Source organism: Streptomyces sp. CB02261 (genome assembly GCF_001905665.1).
In the GTDB taxonomy this organism is placed as follows: Bacteria; Actinomycetota; Actinomycetes; order Streptomycetales; family Streptomycetaceae; genus Streptomyces.
In genome coordinates this window covers 539,665-561,970 of the sequence record NZ_LIVX01000004.1, presented here as the reverse complement: position 1 = coordinate 561,970, position 22,306 = coordinate 539,665, and the positions used below count along the sequence as shown (strand labels likewise).

At 69.7% G+C, this 22,306-nt stretch carries 14 protein-coding genes and 1 pseudogene; 5 read left to right on the top strand and 10 right to left on the bottom strand.

Translation table 11 applies throughout. The features are described 5' to 3' along the window. Positions 1-17: 17 nt before the first annotated feature. Positions 18-809 (top strand): annotated as a pseudogene (locus tag AMK29_RS15885) (sensor histidine kinase); the annotation flags it as partial. Between the two features lie 116 nt (positions 810-925). Here AMK29_RS15885 and AMK29_RS15880 read toward each other — a convergent pair. From AMK29_RS15880 to AMK29_RS15845, 8 genes are all read right to left on the bottom strand, one after another. Further along, the gene (locus AMK29_RS15880) at positions 926-3,550 is read right to left on the bottom strand and encodes an RICIN domain-containing protein (protein WP_073813260.1); all 2,625 of its coding nucleotides are present in this window, start codon (positions 3,548-3,550) and stop codon (positions 926-928) included. Positions 3,551-3,588: 38 nt separating this feature from the next. Continuing rightward, positions 3,589-5,952, bottom strand: coding sequence for a non-reducing end alpha-L-arabinofuranosidase family hydrolase (locus AMK29_RS15875; protein WP_073813258.1), 2,364 nt, complete (start codon positions 5,950-5,952; stop codon positions 3,589-3,591). A 279-nt stretch (positions 5,953-6,231) separates the two neighbouring features. Next, positions 6,232-7,782 (bottom strand): sigma-70 family RNA polymerase sigma factor, encoded by a 1,551-nt coding sequence (locus AMK29_RS15870; RefSeq protein WP_073813255.1) that lies wholly within the window; start codon positions 7,780-7,782, stop codon positions 6,232-6,234. A 193-nt stretch (positions 7,783-7,975) separates the two neighbouring features. Beyond that, the gene (locus AMK29_RS15865; RefSeq protein WP_073813252.1) at positions 7,976-9,451 is read right to left on the bottom strand and encodes a non-reducing end alpha-L-arabinofuranosidase family hydrolase; all 1,476 of its coding nucleotides are present in this window, start codon (positions 9,449-9,451) and stop codon (positions 7,976-7,978) included. 12 nt (positions 9,452-9,463) lie between these two features. Next, positions 9,464-10,006 (bottom strand): cupin domain-containing protein, encoded by a 543-nt coding sequence (locus AMK29_RS37910; RefSeq protein WP_073813249.1) that lies wholly within the window; start codon positions 10,004-10,006, stop codon positions 9,464-9,466. Between the two features lie 114 nt (positions 10,007-10,120). Then, positions 10,121-10,951, bottom strand: coding sequence for a carbohydrate ABC transporter permease (locus AMK29_RS15855; RefSeq protein ID WP_073813245.1), 831 nt, complete (start codon positions 10,949-10,951; stop codon positions 10,121-10,123). After that, a complete protein-coding gene (locus AMK29_RS15850; protein ID WP_073813243.1) occupies positions 10,948-11,949 on the bottom strand; it encodes a carbohydrate ABC transporter permease in 1,002 nt (333 codons plus the stop codon). Before AMK29_RS15850 ends, AMK29_RS15855 begins: the two co-directional genes overlap by 4 nt. Beyond that, positions 11,942-13,234, bottom strand: coding sequence for an extracellular solute-binding protein (locus AMK29_RS15845; protein ID WP_073813240.1), 1,293 nt, complete (start codon positions 13,232-13,234; stop codon positions 11,942-11,944). The genes AMK29_RS15850 and AMK29_RS15845 overlap by 8 nt, the downstream gene beginning before the upstream one ends. Positions 13,235-13,461: 227 nt before the next feature. Here AMK29_RS15845 and AMK29_RS15840 point away from each other — a divergent pair, with 227 nt between their 5' ends. The 4 genes from AMK29_RS15840 (at position 13,462) to AMK29_RS15825 (ending at position 19,965) form a co-directional block, all read left to right on the top strand. Next, positions 13,462-14,475 (top strand): LacI family DNA-binding transcriptional regulator, encoded by a 1,014-nt coding sequence (locus AMK29_RS15840; RefSeq protein ID WP_073813238.1) that lies wholly within the window; start codon positions 13,462-13,464, stop codon positions 14,473-14,475. Positions 14,476-14,485: 10 nt separating this feature from the next. Then, a complete protein-coding gene (locus AMK29_RS15835; RefSeq protein ID WP_073813236.1) occupies positions 14,486-16,705 on the top strand; it encodes a beta-glucosidase in 2,220 nt (739 codons plus the stop codon). Beyond that, a complete protein-coding gene (locus AMK29_RS15830) occupies positions 16,702-18,177 on the top strand; it encodes a glycoside hydrolase family 43 protein (RefSeq protein ID WP_073813233.1) in 1,476 nt (491 codons plus the stop codon). The genes AMK29_RS15835 and AMK29_RS15830 overlap by 4 nt, the downstream gene beginning before the upstream one ends. Before the next feature lie 339 nt (positions 18,178-18,516). Then, the gene (locus tag AMK29_RS15825; protein WP_073813230.1) at positions 18,517-19,965 is read left to right on the top strand and encodes an endo-1,4-beta-xylanase; all 1,449 of its coding nucleotides are present in this window, start codon (positions 18,517-18,519) and stop codon (positions 19,963-19,965) included. Positions 19,966-20,023: 58 nt separating this feature from the next. Here the strand turns inward: AMK29_RS15825 and araD are convergent, their stop codons facing one another. Together araD and araA are read right to left on the bottom strand one after the other, a co-directional pair. Further along, entirely contained in the window at positions 20,024-20,737 is a 714-nt protein-coding gene (gene araD / locus AMK29_RS15820; protein ID WP_073813227.1) for an L-ribulose-5-phosphate 4-epimerase AraD, read from the bottom strand. A 44-nt stretch (positions 20,738-20,781) separates the two neighbouring features. Beyond that, entirely contained in the window at positions 20,782-22,290 is a 1,509-nt protein-coding gene (araA, locus tag AMK29_RS15815) for an L-arabinose isomerase (RefSeq protein WP_073813224.1), read from the bottom strand. Between the last annotated feature and the right edge of the window lie 16 nt (positions 22,291-22,306).

Here is a 22,306-nt window from a genome sequence, read left to right as displayed (position 1 = left end):
AAGCATCCGATCCAGCCCCGTTGTCCGACGCGTTCGACGGCGACCGGACCTGGACCCTCGTCCAGTTCGTCTACACGCTGGCCACGGCCGTCGCCCCCGTGCTGTTCGGCCAGCTGGTGCAGGCTAGGCACGACGTGGCGCGCCAGCTCGTCGAGGTCGAGGAGGCCCGGGAACACGAACGTGCCCTGCACGCCCAGACCGTCCTCGCCAGCGAGCGCGCCCAACTCGCGCGGGAGATGCACGACGTCGTCTCCCACCAGGTCAGCCTCATCGCCGTCCAGGCCGGAGCCCTGCAGGTCGCAGCCAAGGACCCGGACGCCCGCGAGGCCGCCCGCACCATCCGCACCCTCAGCGCGAACACCCTCGACGAACTCCGCCACATGGTCACGCTGCTCCGTTCCTCTGGCGGCAAGGCAACCGACCTCAACCCCCAGCCCACCCTCGCCGGCCTCCGGCAGCTCATCGCCAACAGCGGCATCGAGACCACCCTGACCGGAGAGCTTCCCCCTGGCATCAGCACCACCGCCCAGCGCACCGTCTACCGCACGGTCCAGGAAGCCCTCACCAACGTGCGCAAGCACGCTCCCGGAGCCCGTGCCGAGGTGCGCCTGTGGCACGACGCGCACCAGTTCGGCGTCACCGTCTCCAACACCGCCCCCACCCGCTCGACCGTCGCCCTGCCCAGCGCACGCCACGGCCTCATCGGCCTGAAAGAACGCGCCGAACTCCTCGACGGCGTCCTCACCGCCGGATCCACCCCACAGGGCGGGTACACGATCGAACTACGAGCACCCGCCCGGTCCGACTGAGCCGGCCGCGCAAGCAGCCCGCGAGGCGTGTCGGCGACGGGTCGCCCCTCCGGGGGGAGGCCGTGGTGCCTGCCGGGGCCGCAGGCATCGTGCCTGCGGCCCCGCTCGGGGGAGGGTCAGGACGGGTCGCCGTACTGGAGGCCGCGTCCGTTGGTGCCGACGTAGACGCGGCCGTAGGTGTCGGGGTCGCCGGTGACGACGCCGACGCCTCCGATGGCGCCCCACTGGTGGGCGTCGTCGTTGACGCGGAGCCAGGTGGCGCCCTTGTCGGTGGAGCGGAAGACGCCGGTGACGTCCTTGACGGTACCGATCAGGTACAGAGCCTGGTAGGAGGCGCCCGGCGCCGCCTTGCCGAAGCCGAGGGCGGAGGCGGACTTCACCGAGTCGAGCGTGGTGAAGGTGCGGCCGCCGTCGGCGGAATGCAGCAGCCCCTTGGCGCTGCCGGCGATCCACAGGTCTCCGGCGACGCCGGGGACGGCCGTGAGCCGTCCGGCGGGCAGGTTGGTGGAGCGGGCGGTGAAGGTCGCGCCGCCGTCGGTGCTGGCGTGGAGCGTGCCGCCGGACAGTGAGTAGAAGGTCCTGGCCGAGGAGCGGTCGGCGACGACGACGGCGTCGGTGCCGAGGCCGTGGACCTTGGACCAGCTCGCTCCCTTGTCGGTCGAGCGGTACGGGGCCTGGCCGGCCTGGGTCCAGACGATGGTTGAACCGTCCGCCGCGAGCGCGGCATGACCGTCCTGGGCGCCAGGCACCGGCTCCGCCTTGAAACCGGTCCAGTTTGTGCCGCCATCGGTGGAGTAGGCGCCGTCCTGCGCGCCGCCACGGCCGACACGGACCATTACCGAGGGGTTGGCCTGGGCGAAGTCGATGTCGGTGCTGTTGGTCATCATCGGGTTGCTCAGCCGCCCGGCGGGCACCTTGGTGAGGTCGTCATGGCGGAAGCCCCCTTGGTCGCCCATGGCGGTGATCACGGTGGCGCCGGCGGGCGGGGCGATCGCGTCCATCAGCGCGGTCTCCTCCAGCCCTCGGGCGCCCATGCTCCAGTGGCTGGTGCCTCCGCTGTCGGAGGCGTCGGCGTCCTTGCTGCGCAGGATGCCGTTGCCGGTGCCGTACAGCACGTGCCCCGAGTTGAAGGGGTCGATGGCCAGGGCGGTCATCCAGTGCCCGGTGTGGGTACCGACGTAAGGTGCGGCGGAGGCGTCCCGTACCGATCTCCCGGCCAATGCCTTCCAGGTCGTGCCGCCGTCGGTGGTCCGGTAGATCTCGTCCTCGGGCCACCAGCGGCCGAGGGTGGTGACCATCACCGTGGACGGCTTCCGCGGGTCGATGGACAGGCCGGAGAACCCGTAGTCGCCCTGGGACGGGGAGATGTTCTTCCACGTCCCGCCGGCCGGCGTGTGCTTCCACACCGAGCCCGCCGTCACGCCGTTGGGTCCGAGTGCGTTGGTGTACGTCAGGTAGAGCGAGCCGTCACCGGAGAACACGCCGTGCTGCGGCAGCTGTCCGGTGGGCTGCCCGGAGACGGCCTGCCAGGTGCTGCCGCCGTCGGTGGACCGGTACAGGGAGGTGGACCTGTCGGCGACTCCGACGTAGATCGTCCTGCTGCCGGCCGGGCCGTACGTCACGAAGGAGATCCCCGCGCCGCTGCCCGCCCCGTCCTTGACGGGGAACGAGGAGACCTGCCGCCATGTCGCGCCGTGGTCGGTGCTGCGCCACAAGCCGTTCTTACGGGTGCCGAGCAGCAGGGTGCGGTTGTCCGAGGGGTCGATCACGAGCCGTTCGCCCGCCCCGCGCCCGTCCTCGTTGCCGCCCAGCTTGAACGGCAGGTCGGTGCGCCGGAAGGTGCGGCCCCGGTCGGTGGAACGCAGAAGCGCGCCGTTGCCGGCCCACTCGTTGGTGTAAGTGCCGGCCGCGAGGTAGAGCCGGTCGGGGTCGACGGGGTCCGTGGCCAGCGCGTCGATGCCCAGCAGGTTCCAGTCCTTCTCACCGAGCCAGTCGGTCAGCGGGATCCACTGCTCGGCCGCGCTGTCCCAGCGATAGGCGCCGCCCATGTCGGTACGCGCGTACAGCAGCCCCTTCTCCCGCGGGTTGAACACCAGCCCGGTGACGTAACCGCCGCCGACCACCTGGGCGTTCCTCCACGTGTACGGTCCGGCCGCGGCCGCCTGCGCGTCGGCGACCTTCAGCAGCCTCCACTGCTGGTTGGCGCTGCCCCTGCCGGGATACTGGATGATCGCCGCGCCCTGAGCCGTGGAGCCTCCGGAGACGTCCAGGACCTGGCCGCTCCTGCGGGAGGTGAAGGTGACGGCGCCGGAACCGCTCACCTCGTCGATCCGCCACTCCTGGGAGGCGGAGGGGCTGTCGGTCTGCTGCTCGGCGGCGGCCGCCTGTGCGGTCGCATCGCCGACTATGCCGAGCACCTTGCCGCTGTTGCGGTTCACCAGCTCGTAGTAGCCGTCTCCGGTGGGCCGCAGCCGCCACTGCTGGTTGGCGGTGTTCTGGTCGGTCCACTGCTGGATGCGGGTGCCGTCAACGGTGGAGAGGGCGTTGACGTCCAGGACCTTGCCGCTGCGCACGGAGAGCAGCCGGTAGTAGGCGTTGGCGTCGACCGTCGCGGCCTGCGAGTCCTCCTGGGTGAACAGGAGGTACGGGACGACGGCGGCGGGCACACCGAGCAGCAGGGCGGTGGCGCTCCAGCGACGACGGTGACGCCCGCGGCGCGCGCCGTTCGTGGGGTTGTTCATGGGGGGTGTTCTCCTTGTGTAACCGTGGATCGGGCGGGTCAGCGCTGCAGGGTGAGGAGGCCCGGCCGGTACGGCAGTCGGTCGTAGGGGCCACCCGCGGTGCGGGACTTGCCCTGGTAGAGGAACTGCAGGTTGCAGGGGTCGACGGTCATGGTCTGATCGGGGTTGCTGCGGACCAGGTCACCGTGGCTGATGTCGTCGGTCCAGGTGGCGCCGCTGTTGGCCCTGCCCGCGAAGGGGTTGCTCTCGGTCGCGGCCTGCGGGGTCCACACACCGCTCAGGCTGGAGGTCGTGAACGAGCGGAAGTAGCGCTGTTCGTTCACGCCCCGGGCCTCGACGATCATGAGGTACTGGTTCTGGCCCTTCACCTTGTAGACCTGGGGGGCCTCGAACAGGTTCTTCGCCGTGTCGCTCATGACCGTCGTGTACGACGAGCCGAAGCTGCCCGGGAAGTTCCCGATCGGCATGCTCGCCCGGTACACCTTGCCGTTGTCACCGGCGAAGAACAGATACATGTTCCGGTCGTCGGCGATGAGCGTCTGGTCGATCGGGCCGGTGCCGGACTCGGTGCGGGGAATGCTGCCGGTGAACAGTGGCTTCGGCGCGGACCAGCCGTCGGGGTCGGTGGGGTCGCTGGACGTGCGGTAGCTGAAGGGCGACGCACCCCACTGGTACGCGAGCACCCAGGTCTTCTTGGGCGCGAAGTAGAAGAGCGTGGGTGCCACCGCGTTCTGGCTCATCTTCCTCTGGCCGGCCGAAGCCATGTCCGACCAGTTCGTGAAGGGGCTGAACGCCATCGAGCCGTACGAGGTTCCCGACGCGCTCGACGCGTGGACCAGGTGCTTGCCGCCGAGCATGACGTGGGTGAAGTCCTTCACCGCGGCCCACCCGTTCGCCGGCTGGGCGAGGGCGCCCGTCGAGCTCCACCTGTACGTCGAGGGAAGAGCACACGCGCCGCTGCCCGTCGCGGAGGGGGCGGTCCACTTCTGGTTGCCGACCGACGCGCAGGTGTGCAGCTGGATCGTGGTGCCGTTCGCGGTGGCCGCGCCGACGGCGTCGAGGCACAGCCCGGACTGGACGCCGGTGATCGTGCCGTCGGTGTTGATGCTCCACTGCTGGTTGGCGCCGCCGTTGCAGTCCCAGATGATCACCGGGGTGCCGTTGGCGGTGCCCTTGCCCTTGGCGTCCAGACACTTGGCGCCGTGGACCTTCAGTTGCTTGGCGGCGGTGTGGGTCCAGCGCTGGCCGGCCCGTCCGTCACAGTCCCGCAGGTGCGCCCGGGTGCCGTTGGCCGTGGCGGAGCCGGGGACGTCGATACAGCGGCCGGAGGCTACGCCCTTGATCTCACCGGTACGGTCGGTCGGCTTGGGCGGCGTGGTGCCGGAGCCGGACGTGAGAGCGTTCATGACGGCGGTGTAGGCGGGTTTGGGCTTGCCGTTCCGGTCGAACAGCAGGGGGCTCTCGCCGCTTCGCCAGGAGTCATTGTCGCGGACGCCCCACACCGTGATGCCGGTGCACCGGGCCACGGACAGGCAGGTGCTGACCGTGTTCGCGTAGTGGGTGGGTGACGCCTGGGCGATGTCCAGCTCGGTGATCTGGACATCGACGCCCAGGGAGGCGAAGGCGGCCAGGGTGGTCCTGAAGCTCGTCGGCGGGCCACCCGCGCCGAAGTGGCTCTGGAACCCGACGCAGTCGATGGGCACGCCGCGGGACTTGAAGTCCTTGACCATGCGGTAGACGCCTTGGGTCTTGGCGTCCGACCAGTTCTCGATGTTGTAGTCGTTGTAGCAGAGCTTGGCCGAGGGGTCGGCCGCGCGGGCGGTGCGGAACGCTTCCTCGATGAAGCCGTCGCCCAGCACCTTCTGGAAGACCGAGTCGCGGAGCCGGCCGCCGCCGCCGTCGGCGAACGCCTCGTTGACCACGTCCCAGGCGTAGATCTTGCCCTTGTAGTGGCTCATCTGGGTGGTGATGTGGTGGTTCATCACGCCGCGCAGCGTCTGCGCGTCGCGGATGGAGCCCACCCAGGAGGGGAGCTGCGAGTGCCAGACCGTGGTGTGTCCGCGTACGCGCTGACCGCGTGCCAGGGCACGGTCGACGATCCGGTCCGCGGGACCGAAGTCGAAACGGCCGCGGGACGGCTCGATGGCGTCCCACTTCATCTCGTTCTCCGGGGTGATCATGTTGAACTCCCGGTCGGCGATCGCGGTGTACGCCGAGTCGCCGAGCCGGCCTGCGGCCACAGCCGTGCCGAAGTACCGGCCCGAGGGGGCCGCGTGAGTACCCAGGCCTGCGGCGCCGGCGGAGCTGGGAAGGAACGTCACGACACCGGTCACCACCGCCGCGGCCGACAGTCCTGTCGCCCAGGTCCGGCGACGGCGGCGGAGCCGGTGCAGGCCCTTCATGCCTTTCCTCGCGGGTCGCGGTTCAGGTGGGTGCGTTGCGTCATGGGAGGCCTCTCTTCAGGGGGATACGCCAGTGGGGGAAGGTCACCCCTGAAGTGGAGGCTGCCGAACTCGCGGTCGCGTAACAGAAAAGTCGCGCCGTCCGGAAGTTCGCTCAGTGACGCATGTCGCAGGCAGAAGGCGTTATGCCGAGCCCCGCGGTTCGGTCGTCTCCGCGGCGGCGGTGCGAAACACCCGACTCACTGCCCGCTGGGAAACGGCATGGCGCAGGAATGACTATCAGGACCAGGTCCGGCGCACGATGAAGGATGCCTGCCCGGCGAACGTCCGTGTTCCGTCGGAGCCGTCGAGCCAGATGCCTCCGTCACGGTGGCGGAGGACGGAGCCGGGATAGTTGTGCGCGTGCAGGGTCACCGACCCCGCGACCGATCCAGGGCGCGGACAGAAGGTCGCGTCTTCACGGAACAGATTGCTGCCGTCGTCCGCGCTCAGCCGCAGCCGGAGGTAGTAGTGGCGAAGGTACCGGCCGTCCGCGGCGCGGAAGGTGACGCACCGTGTGTCGGCCAGCCCCGCGATGACCGTAAAGGTGCCCCGGTCGCGGGTCTGCGCGCCGCTGGACGCGGAGATCCGGCCGAGCGTGGCGTGGTCGCCGGCATAGGTGACGAACAGGCCGGGTGCGTCCACGGACTCCAGCGACCGCACGCCGAGCGGAACAGTGGCCGCGGCGGCGGACGGACTCACGGGGGACGGTTCGTCCGACGTCGTGGCGCGCGGCGGGACCGGCGAGGCGGTGCCCGCCGTGGGGGCGGCGATGACGGCGGGCACCCGGGGCGCCGGTTCGGGCCAGGTCGCATATACGGCGGTTCCGGCGATGAGCACCGCGCCGGTGGTGAGGCCCACCAGCGGGTGAGCGGTGATCGCCGCGAGTTTGCCGGTCAGCGCGACGGGCAGGCCGCCTCCCCCCGTCGCGGTGCCGACAGCGAGGTGTGCCGCGGCCGGCCCGGCGGCGATCGCGGAGGTACCCGGCAGCAGGCCCTTGGCGGCGAGCGCGGAGATCAGTCCGGCCGGGACGGCCAGCGTCGCGAGGCCGAGGGGGAGCAGTTCGGCCGGAACCCGTTCCGCCGTCGGCGCCGTGCAGACCGGGCAGTCACGGGTGTGCCGCGCCATGCGCTTGCGCCACACCGACGCGCGCGAGCCGTCCCAGCCGACGAGGGCCTCGTCCAACTGGGGACAGCGCGGGTCGGCCTCCAGCGCGGCGACGATCGTCCTGCACAGTTCCAGCTGCTCGCGCATGCGTTGCAGGCGTACTCCGACGTGGGCGACCGTGAGCCCCGTCGCGGCGGCGATGTCGTCACGGCTCAGCGAACCGGCGCATTCCTGCCACCAGAGCGACAGCAGCACCCGATGATCCGGATCGAGCCACCGGCTGGCTTCGACGACGCGACGGCGCTCGTCCGAGACGTGCAGCCGCAGGATCGCCGTGTCCACGGGCTCCGCGCCGGCGTCCGGTATCCGGTACGCCTCGTCGATGACCGCGGTCCTTTCGGCGAAGGCGTGCTTCCGGTGCAGGTGGGTGTTGATCTGGCGGAGCGTGATCGACACGAGCCAGGACCGGAAGCTCTGCGGGGCGCGCACGGCCGGCAGGTCTCGCACCACACGCAGCAGGGTCTCCTGGACGACGTCGTCGACGTCGGCATGGCCGCTCAGCGCTCGCCCGACGATGTTGTAGACCAGCGGCAGGTACGCGGCGATCAGCTCCTCGCGCGCCCGGTCTTCACCGGCCTGTGCCGCGACGACCAGCCCCGCGTGGTCCACGTCGATGAGCCCCATTCCCACCCTCTCCAGGGAAGCGGGCCACCGACGGACGGCGACCGGCCTCTGCGTCGGCAAAGAATACGACGTGAGACGGGGCCGGTCCGCCGGCGTCGCCCGGTGGGCGGCCCGGCAGGTGACGCTGGTCCCGGACGTCACCCTGGCCCGCGCCCCAGGGCGGGCCCGGGTGACGACCGGGCCCGCCACGTGGTCAGCGCTGGAGCGTCAGCAGACCCGGGCGGTAGGCCCACTGGCCGTAGTCGCCGCCGGAGTTGGGATCACGACCCTGGTAGAGGAACCGCAGGTTGCAGGGGTCGATCGTGAAGGTCTGGTCGGCGCCGGCGCGGACCAGCTCGCCGTGGCTGATGTCGTTGGTCCAGGTGGCTCCGCTGTTGGCCTTGCCGGCGAAGGGGTTGCTCTCGGTCGCGGCCTGCGGCGTCCACGAGCCGTTGAGGCTGGTGGCCGTGAACGAGCGGAAGTAGCGGTGCTCGCTCGCGCCCCGGGCCTCGACGATCATGAGGTACTGGTTCTGGTCCTTGACCTTGTAGACCTGGGGCGCCTCGAAGAGGTTCTTCTCCGTGTCGCTCATGATCGTCGTGTACGACGAGCCGAAGCTGCCCGGGAAGTTCCCGATCGGCATGCCGGCCCGGTAGATCTTGCCGTTGTCACCGGCGAAGAACAGATACATGTTCGTCCCGTCGCCGATGAGCGTCTGGTCGATGGGGCCCGTTCCCGACCCGGCGATGCTTCCGGAGAAGAGCTCCTGCTCCGCCGACCATCCGTTCGGGTTCGTGGGGTCGGTCGACGTCCGGTAGGAGAAGGCGGTCCTGCCCCACTGGTAGGCGAGCACCCAGATGTTCTTCGGCGCGAAGTAGAAGAGCGTGGGTGCGACGACGGAATTCGACATCTTGTTCTGGCCCGTCGTGGCCATCTGCGACCAGTCGGTGAACGGGGTGAAGTTCATCGAGCCCCAGCCCACTCCCGTCCCCGTGGTGCCGTGGGTCGTCGCGTAGACGAGGTGCTTGCCGTTGTGGGGGGCGACGGTGAAGTCCTTGAGCGAGGCCCATCCCGCCTTGGGCTGCGCCAGCGCGCCCGTCGACGACCAGCGGTATGTCGAGGGAAGGGCACAGGTGCCGGGGGTGCCGCCGGCGACCTTGACGAGCTGCCACTGCTGGTTGGCGCCGCCCCAGTCGTCGTACTGGACGACGTTCGCGTTGTCGGCGGTGGAGGCGCCCTGGACTTCGAGGGCCTTGCCGCTGTGGCGGGCGACGAGCCTGATGTGGCCGTCCGCGCTGTCGGCGAGCCGCCACTGCTGGTTGGTGCCGTTCGCATCGGTCCACTGGACGATCGCGGCGCCGTTGGCCGTGGAACTGTTCTGGACGTCCAGAACCTTGCCGGAGTGGCGGGACTTGACGCGGTAGTAGCCGTCGCCGGAGGCGACGAACTGCCACTGCTGCTGGTTCTGGTCGTTCCTGGTCCACTGGGTGATGCGGGCGCCGTCACCGGTCGCCAGGTTGTAGACGTCCAGGGCCTTGCCGCTGTTGCGGTTGACCAGCACGTACCAGGCATTGGTGTCGACGGTTGCCGCTGCGGCGGGCGGGGCGGTGACGAGAGTGGCACCGAGCAGCAGGGACGCCAGGACCGCTAGGACGAGGCCCAGGATCAGCGGTGGTTGACGACGTGACATCGGGTTGCTCCTTCAGGGGAGGGCGATGGGGATCTGCGGGGACGGTGCAGGAGTGGAGACGGCCGCACATGCCGAGGAGCGGAACCTTCGGGCGGTCCGGCCGCGACACCGCGCCCTGGTCGGGGTGGAAGAGGTCTCCAGCCTTCCGCCGCTCCGGCTGACGGCCGGTTTCGTGGGACGTCCGCCGGCGCGCCGGCGGACGTCCCACGCGTCCAGGAGTGCGCCTTTCAGCCGGTGGGCCGCGGCGTGGAACTTCCGCAGCCCTCCGTCGCGGCGCAGGGCAAGGAAGCCTTCGAGCGCGAGGTCGCCGGTGAGGACGGCCGTCCTCCGGTAGACGTCGAGATCGGCCGGCACGGGGGCGGGGAAGGTGAGGACGGCGTCACCGGCCTCGGGCAGACCGCTGTTCTGCGCGAGGATCGCGAGACGCAGGTCTCCCGCGTTGACAAGACGATGGATCGTTCCCGGCGTGAACCCGACGACGTCGCCGGGGCGCAGCGGCGTGTCGGTGAAACCGGAGGTGGTGAGGGACTGGACGCTGCCCGCCCCACCGATCACGACGTACGCCTCGGAACAGACGAGGCATGAGATGTGATCGCTAACATAATGGTGGCCGTCAGGGCGGTCAAGCGTTTCACAGAGTCTCCTCGGGTGGAGGTCACGCGGTACGGCTCAGCCCTTGGTCGCGCCGGCGGTGAGGCCGCCGATCAGCTGGCGCTCCGCGACGGCGTAGAAGGCGAGGGCGGGGACCATGGCGAGCACGATGTACGCGAGGACCAGCGCGTAGTCGGTCGAGTACTGCCCCTGGAACTGCTGGACGCCGACCGGGATCGTCTGCCACTTCGGGTCGTTGAACACCAGCAGCGGCAGGAAGAAATTGTTCCAGCTCGCGACGACCGCGAGCACGGAGACCGTGCCGAGCGCGGGGCGCGCCATCGGCAAAAGGATCTTCCAGAAGAAGCGGAACTTGCCGCACCCGTCCATGGTGGCGGCCTCCTCGATCTCCGCCGGGATGGTCCGGAAGAAACCGCGCAGGATCACGATCGTCATCGGGAGACCGAAGGCCGCCTGCGGAAGAATCACTCCGAGCGGATTGTCGAGCAGACCGAAGGTCCGCAGCATGAGGAAGAGCGGCAGAACGGCCACCGCGAACGGGAACATCAGCCCGATCGTGAAGAGCGTATAGAACAACTCCCTGCCCCGGAAGGCATAGCGGGCCAGTACGAACGCCGCCATCGCGGAGGCCGCCACGGTGCAGACCGTCGTGCCGATCGCGATGCCCGCGCTGTTGGCGATCTGCCGCCAGAACATGACGTCGCCAAGAATTCCGGTGTAATTGCCGATCTTCCATTGCTCCGGAAGCCCGAACGGGTTGTTCGTCAGTTCCGCCGTGCTCTTGAAACCGGAAATGACCGCGTAGATGAGCGGTACGACGACGAACGCGGCGATCAGCCAGACCACGGCGTGCAGCGAGAGGCCGCGTACTGTCCTGCGGCCGTTCATCGGCCACCTCCCGAGGTGACGGCGCCACTGAGGTCACGGCGGAGCACGTACCGCTGGTAGAAGAGGGAGAAGACGAGACTGATCATGAACAGCACGACGCTGATCGCGCTGGCGTAGCCGACCTGGTACCGCTTGAACCCGAATTGGAACATCGCGATGGCCATCGTCTCGGAGGAGTGGTTGGGCCCGCCGGCGGTCATGACCCAGACGAGGTCGAAGAGCTGGATGGATCCGATGATCGACAGGAACACGCTGATCCGGATCGTCGGTCCGAGCAGCGGCAGCGTGATGTGCCGGAAGCGCTGCCAGGCACCGGCTCCGTCGATGGAGGCGGCTTCGAGGATCTCGGACGGGATTCCCTGCAGTCCGGCCAGGAACAGCATCATGTGGAAGCCGAAGTACTTCCAGATCATGACGACGAACAGGGTCGGCATGACAGTCGAGGGATCGGCGAGCCACTTGCCCTGGAGGCCCTCCAGGCCGAAGAAGTCGGCGAGGTGGTCGGCCATGCCCGCGCCGGGCAGGAAGATCATCGTGAAGAGGACCGCCGTGACGACCTCGGAGAGGATGTACGGCGCGAAGAACAGCATCCGGTACACGGCCCGGCCGCGGAGCCTCTGGTTGAGCAGGACCGCTGTGAACAGGGCGAACGGCAGCTGCACCAGGACCGACATGAGGATCAGGTACAGCCCGCGCCCCAGGTCGCCGAGGAAGACCTGGTCGTCGAAGAGCTTGGTGTAGTTCCCGATGCCGACGAAGTCGTCCATGGGGCCGATACCGCCCCATTTGAAGAAGCCGGTCCAGACGGCGACGACGATCGGGGCGAGGACGAAGACGAGGAAGAGAACCAGAGCGGGGACGAGGAACCAGGCGACCGACGCCCAGGCTCCCAGGCGCCCCCGCCCCAGCCCCCGCCCCCTCCCCCGCCGCGAACGGTCCGGGAGTGACGGGGATGCCGCCACGGACGCCTCGGTCAGGGTGGTCACGGAGCTAGGCACTCTTGGCAGCCTCGGTGATCGCGGCCGTGACCTGCTCGGGCGTCTTCTTGCCCGCTATGAGGTCGGCGACGCTGTCGTTGACCTCCTGGCCGACCGCCGGCGGGTAGGCCTGGTCGAGGAAGAGCTGGAAGCCCGTCGCCTTGACGAGGGCCTCGGCCACCACCTTCTTGCCGGCGTCGGTGAGCTGGCTCTCCGCGCCCTTGACCACGGGCAGGTAACCGTTGGAGGCGAGGAGCTTGGACTGATTGTCGAGGACGAAGAACTTCAGGAAGTCCAGCGCCTCCTTCGGAGCGCCCTTGCGCAGCGCGAAGCCGTTGCCGCCGCCGAACACCTCGCCCGCCCGCCCCACACCGCCGTCGACGGTCGGGAAGGGGAAGAAGCCCAGGTCCGCTCCGAGGTCGGCGCCCGCGTCCTTCTGCACCGACGGACCCCACTGACCCATCAGCTCCATGGCGGCCTCGCCGTTGCCCATGGACGCGGCCTGGCCGCCCGGGGTGGCGTAGCCGGCGCCGAGAAAGCCCGGCTGGAACGGCTGGAGGTCGACGAGCTCCTTGAGGTGGGCGCCCGCCTTGACGAGGCCGGGGTCGGTGAAGTCCTTGGAGGTCGCGGCCTTCTGGAGGGCGGAGAGGCCGGCGACGCGCATCGCGAGGTAGGCCCAGTAGTAGTGGCCCGGCCACTTCTCCTTGCCCGCGAGCGCGATCGGGGTGACGCCCGCGGCCTTGAGCTTCTCGACGGCGTCGAGGAACTCGGCCCAGGTGGCGGGCGGAGCGGTGACGCCCGCCTTGGCGAAGAGCTTCTTGTTGTACCAGAAGCCGACCATGCCGACGTCGTACGGGATCGCGTAGGTCCGTCCGTCGATCTGGTACGCCTGGAGCGAGACCGGCGTGAGCTTGTCCGACCAGTCGACCAGGTCGGTGAGGTCCTCGACGAGGCCGGCGTCGACCTGCTGCTGAAGCACCCCGCCGCCCCAGGTCTGGTACACGTCGGGGAGCTTGCCCGAGGAGGTGGAGGCGGTCAGCTTGGACTTGAACGCCTCGTTCTCCAGCGAGGTCGTGTTGATCGCGATCTTCGGGTGGGCTTTCGTGAACGCCGTGGAGATCTCCGGAAAGAGAGACTTGCCCGGCTCCGTCGTGGCGATGTTCCACCAGTCGATCGTCACCTTGCCGTCGGCCGCCGCCCCGCCGCCCGATCCGCCGGACCCACAGGCCGCCGTCATGGACACGGACAGTGCGGTCATGCCGGCGAACGTCAGGAAGCTGCGTCGGCTCGGGGTGGTGCTGACCATGGGACCTCCGTGAGAGGGGACGCGCTCGAGAACTTTTCGAAACACTTCGAATTACGTGGTGCCATAAACTAGAAACGACGGACACCACGGTCAAGACTTCTCACCGATCTATCTCGGAAAAATCCCTGCAACATGGATCTTGACAAGCCGTCATGCCGCCCAGAAACTCTTCGAAAGTTTGCGAAACCTGTCGTCGCACCGACCGACGGCGTCGAAGAGGAGGAAAGTTGAGCGAGCAGCGGGCGACTCTGGCGGTGATCGCCGCCGAGGCGGGGGTCTCACAGGCCACCGTCTCCAAGGTGATCAACGGCCGCTCCGACGTCGCGCCCTCGACGCGCCGACGGATCGAGGCTCTGCTGCGTTCCCACAACTACCTCCAGCCCGGCCGGCAGAACAGGACGCGCAGATCGGGCCTCGTCGACCTGATCATCGGCGGCCTGGACAGTGCCTGGGCGGTGGAGATCCTCCGCGGCGTCGAGGCCGAGTGCGCCACCCGAGGCATCGGCACCGTCGTGTCTCTCGTTCCGCCGGGCGAGGCCACGCCGTCGAGCTGGTCCGCGGTACCGGTCCGGCACCACAGCGACGGCGTCATCCTCGTCACCGCCTCCGTCACCGCGGCGCAGCGCGCCCAGGTCGAGCGGGGCGGGGTGGCACTGGTCGTCATCGACCCGATCGATCTGCCGGACAACGGTGTGCCGAGTATCGGCGCGACCAACTGGGCCGGCGGACTCGCCGCCACCGAACACCTGCTTGAGCTGGGGCATCGTCGGATCGCCGCGATCGGCGGGCGCAAGGAGATGCTCTGCAGCCAGGCCCGCATCGACGGCTATCGCGCGGCCCTGGAACGGGCCGGGATCGAGTTCGACCGCGACCTCATCCGGTTCGGCGACTTCCAGCACGAGGGCGGATTCCGGTGCGCGCGCGAGCTGCTCGCCCTCCCCGAGCCGCCCACGGCCGTCTTCGCGGGCAGCGACCAGCAGGCGATGGGCGTCTACGAGGCCACTCGGCAGGCCGGGCTGAGCATCCCGCGGGACCTCAGCGTGGTCGGTTTCGACGACCTGCCGATGTGCGACTGGCTGTCACCGCCGCTGACGACGGTGCGTCAGCCGCTGGAGGAGATGGGCCGGCTCGCGGCTCGCACGCTCTTCCAACTTCTGGAGGACCAGCCCCTGGTCAGCCCCCGGATGGAGCTGTCGACCGAACTCAAGGTCCGCGTCTCCACCGCCCCGCCCCGTTCTTAGGAGTACCCCCGTGACCGAGCCTTGGCGTGACCCCCTCCTGCCCGCTGCCGTCCGAGTCGCCGATCTGCTGAGTCGGATGTCACTGGAGGAGAAGGCGGGTCAACTCGCCGGCTTCTGGGCCCTGCCGTCCGATCCGGGAGCGCCGGTGGCGCCGATGGAGGACGATTCCGGCGAACCGGCGCCCCGCCTCGACGACATCATCGGGCAGGGTCTCGGCCAGCTCACCCGGGTGTTCGGGACGGCGCCGATCGTCGCGGAGACCGGCATGGAGCGGCTCGCCGCGTTCCAGACGCAGGTGACGGAGGCCGGGCGGTTCGGCATTCCGGCCCTCGCGCACGAGGAGTGTCTGACCGGGTTCATGACGCTCGGGGCCACGGTCTTCCCCGGGCCGCTCGCCTGGGGCGCGTCCTTCGATCCCGCGCTCGTGCGGCGGATGGCAGCCGCCATCGGCGACGGGATGCGGCGGGTCGGCGTCCACCAGGGGCTCGCTCCGGTGCTCGACGTGGTCCGCGACTACAGGTGGGGCCGTACCGAGGAGTGCATGGGCGAGGACCCGTTTCTCGTCGGCGCGATCGGCACCGCGTACGTCCAGGGTCTGGAGGGCGCGGGCATCGTGGCGACGCTCAAGCACTTCGCCGGGTACTCGTCCTCGCGCGGCGGCCGGAACATGGCCCCGGTCGCCGTGGGGCCGCGCGAGTTCGCCGACGTGCTGGTCGAGCCCTTCGTCCGGGCGCTGCGCGAGGGCGGTGCCAGGTCGGTGATGAACAGTTACACCGACGTGGACGGCGTCCCCGTCGCCGCCGACGAGCGGCTCCTCACCGGACTCCTCAGGGACGAGCTCGGCTTCGACGGCACCGTCGTCGCCGACTACTACTCGGTCTCCTTCCTGGAGTCCCGGCACGGCGTCGCCGGATCGCGGGGCGCGGCCGGCGCGCTGGCGCTGACCGCCGGAATCGACGTCGAACTGCCCACGGCCCGCTGTTACGGCGAGCCGCTGACCGCACTCGTCCGCTCGGGAGATCTGTCCGAGGCGCTCGTCGACCGGGCCGTGGAGCGGGTGCTGCTGCAGAAGGCCGAGCTCGGGCTGCTCGACCCCGACTGGGAACCCGTCAAGCCCGAGCCGATCGACCTCGACCCGCCGGAGAACCGGGCGCTGGCCAGGATCCTGGCCGAGCGGTCCACGGTGCTGCTCGCCAACGACGGCATCCTGCCGCTGCGGCCGTGCCGGGTCGCGGTCACCGGGCCGTACGCGGACGATCCGCACGCCTTCCTCGGCTGCTACTCCTTCCCGAACCACGTCGCACTCCCCGGCGATCCCGGGGTGGAGATCCCGACGCTCGGTGAAGCGCTTGCCGCCGCCGGTTTCACGGTCACCGAGGAGGACCCGGAGGTGAACGTCCTGGTACTCGGTGACCGGGCCGGCATGTTCGGCCGGGGCACCTCGGGCGAGGGCTGCGACGCCGAGACCCTCGATCTGCCGGGCGACCAGGCCGCGCTCGCCGCCGAGGTCCTCGACTCCGGGGTACCGACCGTCCTGGTCCTCGTCTCCGGACGCCCCTACGCGCTCGGCTCGCTCGCCGACCGGGCGGCGGCCGTCGTCCAGGCCTTCTTCCCCGGCGAGGAGGGTGGGACGGCGCTGGCCCGGATCATCAGCGGGGCCGCGGAACCGGGCGGGCGGCTCCCCGTCTCCCTCCCCCGCCAGGCCGGCGGTCAGCCCGGCACCTACCTGCAATCGACGTTGGGCGGTCTGACCGACTGGAGCTCGGTGGACCCTACGCCGCTGTTCCCTTTCGGACACGGACTGAGCTGGACCAGCTTCGCCTACTCGGATCTCTCCGTGGAACCCGTCGCCGCGACGGACGGAGCCGTCTCCATCGCGGTCACCGTGCGCAACGTCGGCGAGGTCACCGGGACAGAGGTGGTCCAGCTCTACCTGTCGGACCCCGAGGCGTCCGTCGTCCGGCCGAGACGCTGGCTCGCCGGATTCGGCAGGGTCGAGCTGCGGCCGGGCGAGGCCGCCCGGATCACCTTCTCCGTCCATGCCGACCGGACCTCTTTCACCGGAATCGACCTGCGCAGGAGAGTGGAGCCCGGAGAGATCGGCGTGGCCGTCGGACGGTCCAGCGGCGATCTGCCGCTCCAGGGGTCCTTCACCCTGCACGGCCCCGTACGTCACCCGGGGGCCGACCGGGTCATGTCCGTGCCGGTCGAGATCGTGCCGGTGTCGTGAGCACGGCGTTCGGCGATCCCGTAGTGCCGGGGTTCCGGCCCGACCCGTCCGTCTGCCGGGTAGGGGCGGACTACTACCTGGTGACGTCCAGCTTCGAGTGGTTCCCGGGGCTTCCCCTGTTCCACAGCCGCGATCTCGTGAACTGGCGACGTATCGGCTCCGCGCTGGACCGGCCGTCCCAGCTCGACCTCGACGGGTGTGAGCCCTCACGCGGCCTGTTCGCGCCGACGATCCGGCACCATGACGGGCTCTTCCATCTCGTCTGCACGCTGATGGACGGCCCCGGCCATTTCGTCGTCACGGCGGCCGACCCGGCCGGGCCGTGGTCGGAACCGTACTGGCTGGCAGGAGAGGGCTTCGACCCGTCGCTGTTCTTCGACGACGGGCCTGACGGCGACGGCCGGGCCTGGTTCACCGCCGCGCGTGTGCTGGACGAGGCCGCCGGCCGCACCGAGATCTGGATGCGTGAGTACCTTCCCCACGAACGACGGCTCACGGGACCCGAGTACGTCCTGTGGTCGGGAAGCCGGCCGGGCGCACGCTGGTCGGAGGCCCCGCACCTCTACCGGATCGACGGCACCTATCTCCTGCTCACCGCGGAGGGCGGCACCGATGTGGACCACAGCGTGGTGGCCGCCCGCGCCGACCACGTGACCGGCCCGTACGAGAACTTCCCCGACAATCCGGTTCTGCCTCCCGCCCGGAAGGGCCCCGTCACCTGCACCGGGCACGCCGACCTCGTGCGGACCCCGTGCGGCGACTGGCGGGCGGTCCTCCTGGGTGTCCGCCCGGGCTCCGCCATCGGACGCGAGACCTTCCTCAGCGGGGTCACCTGGAGCGACGGCCGGCCGGTCTTCTCCCCTGTCGAGCACACCAGCCCCCGCCGCAGTCTCCACGACGACTTCGCCGCCGTCTCCACCGACTGGAGCACCCTGCGCACCCCACGTGCGCCGTTCTGGACCACCGGCGACGGGCTCCGCCTCCAACTCCGTCCCGAAAGCCTCGGCGAACGCACCGTCCCGTCCCTCCTGGTCCGCCCGCAGGAACAGCCCGGCTGTGACGTGTCCACCGAGCTGCACTTCACTCCCGCGGCACCGGGCGAACAGGCCGGCCTCGCCGTGGTGGTCGACGACGACACCCACCTCCTCTTCCTACGCACCGAGGAAGGGCTCGTCCTCCGCCGCGGGCCCGAGGTCCTGGCGGGCGTTCCCGTACCCCCGGGGCCCGTTCGCATGGGGGTCCGCGTCCGGGGGTTCAGCCACACCTTCGCCCACGCGGCACCCGACGGTGCCTGGCAGGACCTGGCCACCGTGGAAGCCACCTTCCTCACGCCGCTGTTCACCAGCGTCCAGCTCGGCCTCTACGCCACCTCCCACGGCCATCCGTCCACGAACCAGGCCCATTTCATGTGGTTCAACGTCACGTATCCGCACCGCCCGGGGGCACGTGACATCGGCGAACCGGAAATGTGATCTGCGTCGAGAACTCCTTTTAAGACAAGCGGCCCTATCGAAACAATTTCGACAGGGGCCGCTTCGTTGTCGCGCTCCAGATTTCTCCCAGCGGATCGCCAGGAAGAACCGGATAGGTCACTTCACTCGAAAACCTTCGAAACACTTGACATGGCCCTGACCTATTTCCAGACTGAAACCCGAGGCGCCGCCGCCCCTTCACCTGCGCGTCGCGGCATCGGCCTCGAATCACTGCGCCTTGATGATCCGCACCCTATTTCGACGGACGCGGACATCGCCCCACGGAATCCTTCCGCCGCGCTCGCTTCCATCCGTGATTGCCGTCCTGGAGGTCCATTCATGCGTTCACACACCATTCCCCCGTCCGCCGTCCGCCGGAAAATAGGTGGCCTCGGCTCGGCGCTGATCGTCGGCGTCCTCGGCTCCGCCACCGTGCTGGTGGCCCCGCCGGCCTCACACGCCGCCGAGAGCACGCTCGGCAGCGCGGCGGCGCAGAGCGGCCGGTACTTCGGCACCGCCATCGCCTCGGGCAGGCTCGGCGACTCGACGTACACGACGATCGCGAACCGCGAGTTCAACTCGGTGACCGCCGAGAACGAGATGAAGATCGACGCCACCGAACCCCAGCAGGGCCGGTTCGACTTCACCGCCGGCGACCGCGTCTACAACTGGGCGGTGCAGAACGGCAAGCAGGTACGGGGCCACACCCTGGCCTGGCACTCCCAGCAGCCCGCCTGGATGCAGAACCTCAGCGGCAGCGCGCTGCGCCAGGCCATGAACAACCACATCAACGGCGTGATGGCCCACTACAAGGGCAGGATCGGCCAGTGGGACGTCGTGAACGAGGCCTTCGTCGACGGCACCTCGGGAGCCCGGCGCGACTCCAACCTGCAGCGCACCGGCAACGACTGGATCGAGGTCGCCTTCCGCACCGCACGTGCCGCCGACCCGGCCGCCAAGCTTTGCTACAACGACTACAACGTCGAGAACTGGACGTGGGCCAAGACCCAGGCCATGTACGCCATGGTCAAGGACTTCAAGCAGCGCGGCGTGCCCATCGACTGCGTCGGCTTCCAGTCCCACTTCAACAACGACAGCCCGTACAACAGCAACTTCCGCACCACCCTGCAGAGTTTCGCGGCCCTCGGCGTCGACGTGGCCATCACCGAACTCGACATCCAGGGCGCCTCGGGCACGACCTACGCCAACGTGACCAACGACTGCCTGGCCGTCCCGCGCTGCCTCGGCATCACCGTCTGGGGTGTCCGGGACACGGACTCGTGGCGAGCCGAGCACACGCCGCTGCTGTTCAACGGCGACGGCAGCAAGAAGCCCGCCTACTCATCCGTCCTCAACGCGCTCAACTCCGTCTCCCCCAACCCCGATCCCACTCCGACCCCCTCCCCCGGCTCCGGACCGATCAAGGGAGTCGCCTCGGGCCGCTGCCTGGACGTTCCCGGTGCCGTCACCACCGACGGCACCCAGGTCCAGCTGTGGGACTGCAACAACCGCACCAACCAGCAGTGGACCCACACCGCCGCGGGTGAGCTCAGGGTCTACGGCGACAAGTGCCTGGACGCCGCCGGCACCGGCAACGGCGCCAAGGTCCAGATCTACAGCTGCTGGGGCGGCGACAACCAGAAGTGGCGCCTCGGCTCCGACGGATCCATCGTCGGCGTCCAGTCCGGCCTCTGCCTCGACGCCGCCGCCAACGGCACCGCCAACGGCACGCTGATCCAGCTCTACTCCTGCTGGAACGGCGGCAACCAGCGCTGGGCCCGCACCTGACACGCTGCGGCGCACCATGGAGGGGAGCCGGGACGATCCTGGCTCCCCTCGGGCGCGGTCAGGCGGAGGAAGGGTTGCCGTAGTAGGCGTCCGGGCCGTGCTTGCGTGTGAAGTGGCGGTCCAGGAGGTGTTGCGGAGGCTCGACCGTGCCCAGGGCGATGGTGTGGAGGGCCATCTCGGCCACCGCCTCGCAGATGATGGCGTGCTCCAGGGACGCGGTGGCGTCGGCGCCCCAGGTGAAGGGGCCGTGGTGGGCGACCAGGGCACCGGGGACCTCGCGGGCCCGGGAGTCGTCACGGCCCAGCAGGTCCACGATGACCTGGCCGGTGTTGTACTCGTAGTCCGTGGCGCACTGCTGGGGGGTGAGAGCCGCGGTGACGGGGACGGGACCGTTGAAGGTGTCCGCGTGGGTCGTGCCGAGCACCGGTATCGGACGACGGGCCTGGGCGAAGGCGACGGCATGGGTGGAGTGCGTGTGGGTCACGCCTCCGATGGAGGGGAAGGCCAGGTAGAGGCTCCGGTGCGTCTCCGTGTCGGTGGACGGTCGCAGGTGGCCCTCCACGACCCTTCCGTCGGACAGGGAGACGACGACCAGGTCCTCCTCGCTCAGCACGTCGTAGGCCACGCCCGAGGGCTTGATGACGAAGACGCCGGCTTGTCGGTCCACTCCGCTCACGTTGCCCCAGGTGAGGGTGGCCAGACCGGCCCGGGGGATGCGGAGGTTGGCCTCCAGCACCTCCCGGCGCAGTTCCTTGGAGACGGCGGTGCTCACGGAGGGCTCCGTCCTCGTGGGGGTGGACGTGGTGGCGGGGGTCCTCACAGGCTCTGGGCCAGACGGTGGTACGCCTGGTTCCAGCGCAGCTCGCGCGTGAAGGTCCGGACCGTGGTGCTCTCGTCGATGACGGCGAGTTCGGTCCGCAGCATCTCGGCGAGGTCGTCGAGCTCCTCGGCGCCGAGAGCGGTCGTCAGGACTGTGTGGTGCGGTGCTCCGGCCGTCAGCCAGGCCTCGGTGGACGTGCGCAGGTCGGGACGGGGTCGCCAGACGGCCCGGGCGACGGGGAGCTTGGGCAGCGGCTCGGGCGGGGCGACGACGTCGACGTGGTTGGCGACGAGGCGGAACCGGTCGCCCATGTCGGCGAGACCGACGACGACGGCCGGACCGGGATCCGCGTCGAAGACGAGTCGGACCGGGTCCTCGCGTCCGCCGATCCCGAGCGCGTGGATCTCGCAGCTGGGCGTGGCCGTCGTGAGGGAGGGGCAGACCTCCAGCATATGGGCGCCGAGGATGAGTTCCTGGCCTGGTGTGAGGTCGTAGGTGTAGTCCTCCATGAAGGAGGTGCCGCCGGGCAGGCCGTGGGCCATCGCCTTCAGCGCGCGCAGCAGTGTGGAGGTCTTCCAGTCCCCTTCGCCGCCGAAGCCGTAGCCGTCCGCCATCAGGCGCTGCACGGCGAGACCGGGCAGCTGGCGCAGGCCGCCGAGGTCCTCGAAGTTGGTGGTGAAGGCTCGGAACCCGCCTTCCGTGAGGAAGGTGCGCAGACCGGCTTCGACGCGGGCGGCGTAGCGCAGGGATTCGTGGCGCTCGCCACCGGGCCGCAGCTCGGGCGTGAGGGCGTAGAGGTCCTGGTACTCCTTGACGAGGGCGGTGACGGTGTCCTCGTCGGTCGCGTCGACCACGGCGACGAGGTCGTTGACGCCGTACGTGTTGACCGAGACCCCGAACCGCAGCTGCGCCTCGACCTTGTCGCCCTCGGTGACGGCGACGTCGCGCATGTTGTCGCCGAATCTGGCGAGCTTGAGGGTGGTGAGTTCGGAGCGGCCGACGGCGGCGCGGGCCCAACCGGCGATGCGGTCGACGACCTCGGAGGTGGAGACGTGGCCCGCCACGGTCTTGCGCGGGACACCGAGGCGGGTCTGGACGAAGCCGAACTCGCGGTCACCGTGGGCGGCTTGGTTCAGGTTCATGAAGTCCATGTCGATGGTGGACCAGGGCAGTTGGCGGTTGGCCTGGGTGTGCAGATGGAGCAGGGGCTTGCTCAGGGCGTCGAGGCCGGCGATCCACATCTTGGCCGGGGAGAAGGTGTGCATCCAGGCGATGAGGCCGATGCAGCGGTCGTCGGCGTTGGCCTCCAGGCAGATCGCGCGGATGGCGGCCGCGTCGGTGAGGACCGGCTTCCACACCAGGCGGACGGTCATCCGGGGCTGCCCGGCGAGGGTGGCGCAGATGGCGCGGGACTGGTCGGCGACCTGAGCCAGGGTGTCGTCGCCGTAGAGGGCCTGGCTTCCGGTGAGAAACCAGATCTCGCGGTCGGGCTGGGCGAGCGTCATGTCGGGTGTGCTCCTC

Excerpts from the sequence above, each read along its gene's own strand:
- AMK29_RS15870 (WP_073813255.1), bottom strand. The coding sequence starts at position 7,782 with ATGGGGCTCATCGACGTGGACCACGCGGGGCTGGTCGTCGCGGCACAG.
- AMK29_RS15825 (WP_073813230.1), top strand. The coding sequence starts at position 18,517 with ATGCGTTCACACACCATTCCCCCGTCCGCCGTCCGCCGGAAAATAGGT.
- AMK29_RS15880 (WP_073813260.1), bottom strand. The coding sequence starts at position 3,550 with ATGAACAACCCCACGAACGGCGCGCGCCGCGGGCGTCACCGTCGTCGC.
- AMK29_RS15855 (WP_073813245.1), bottom strand. The coding sequence starts at position 10,951 with ATGAACGGCCGCAGGACAGTACGCGGCCTCTCGCTGCACGCCGTGGTC.
- AMK29_RS15845 (WP_073813240.1), bottom strand. The coding sequence starts at position 13,234 with ATGGTCAGCACCACCCCGAGCCGACGCAGCTTCCTGACGTTCGCCGGC.
- AMK29_RS15865 (WP_073813252.1), bottom strand. The coding sequence starts at position 9,451 with ATGTCACGTCGTCAACCACCGCTGATCCTGGGCCTCGTCCTAGCGGTC.
- AMK29_RS15875 (WP_073813258.1), bottom strand. The coding sequence starts at position 5,952 with ATGAAGGGCCTGCACCGGCTCCGCCGCCGTCGCCGGACCTGGGCGACA.
- araA (WP_073813224.1), bottom strand. The coding sequence starts at position 22,290 with ATGACGCTCGCCCAGCCCGACCGCGAGATCTGGTTTCTCACCGGAAGC.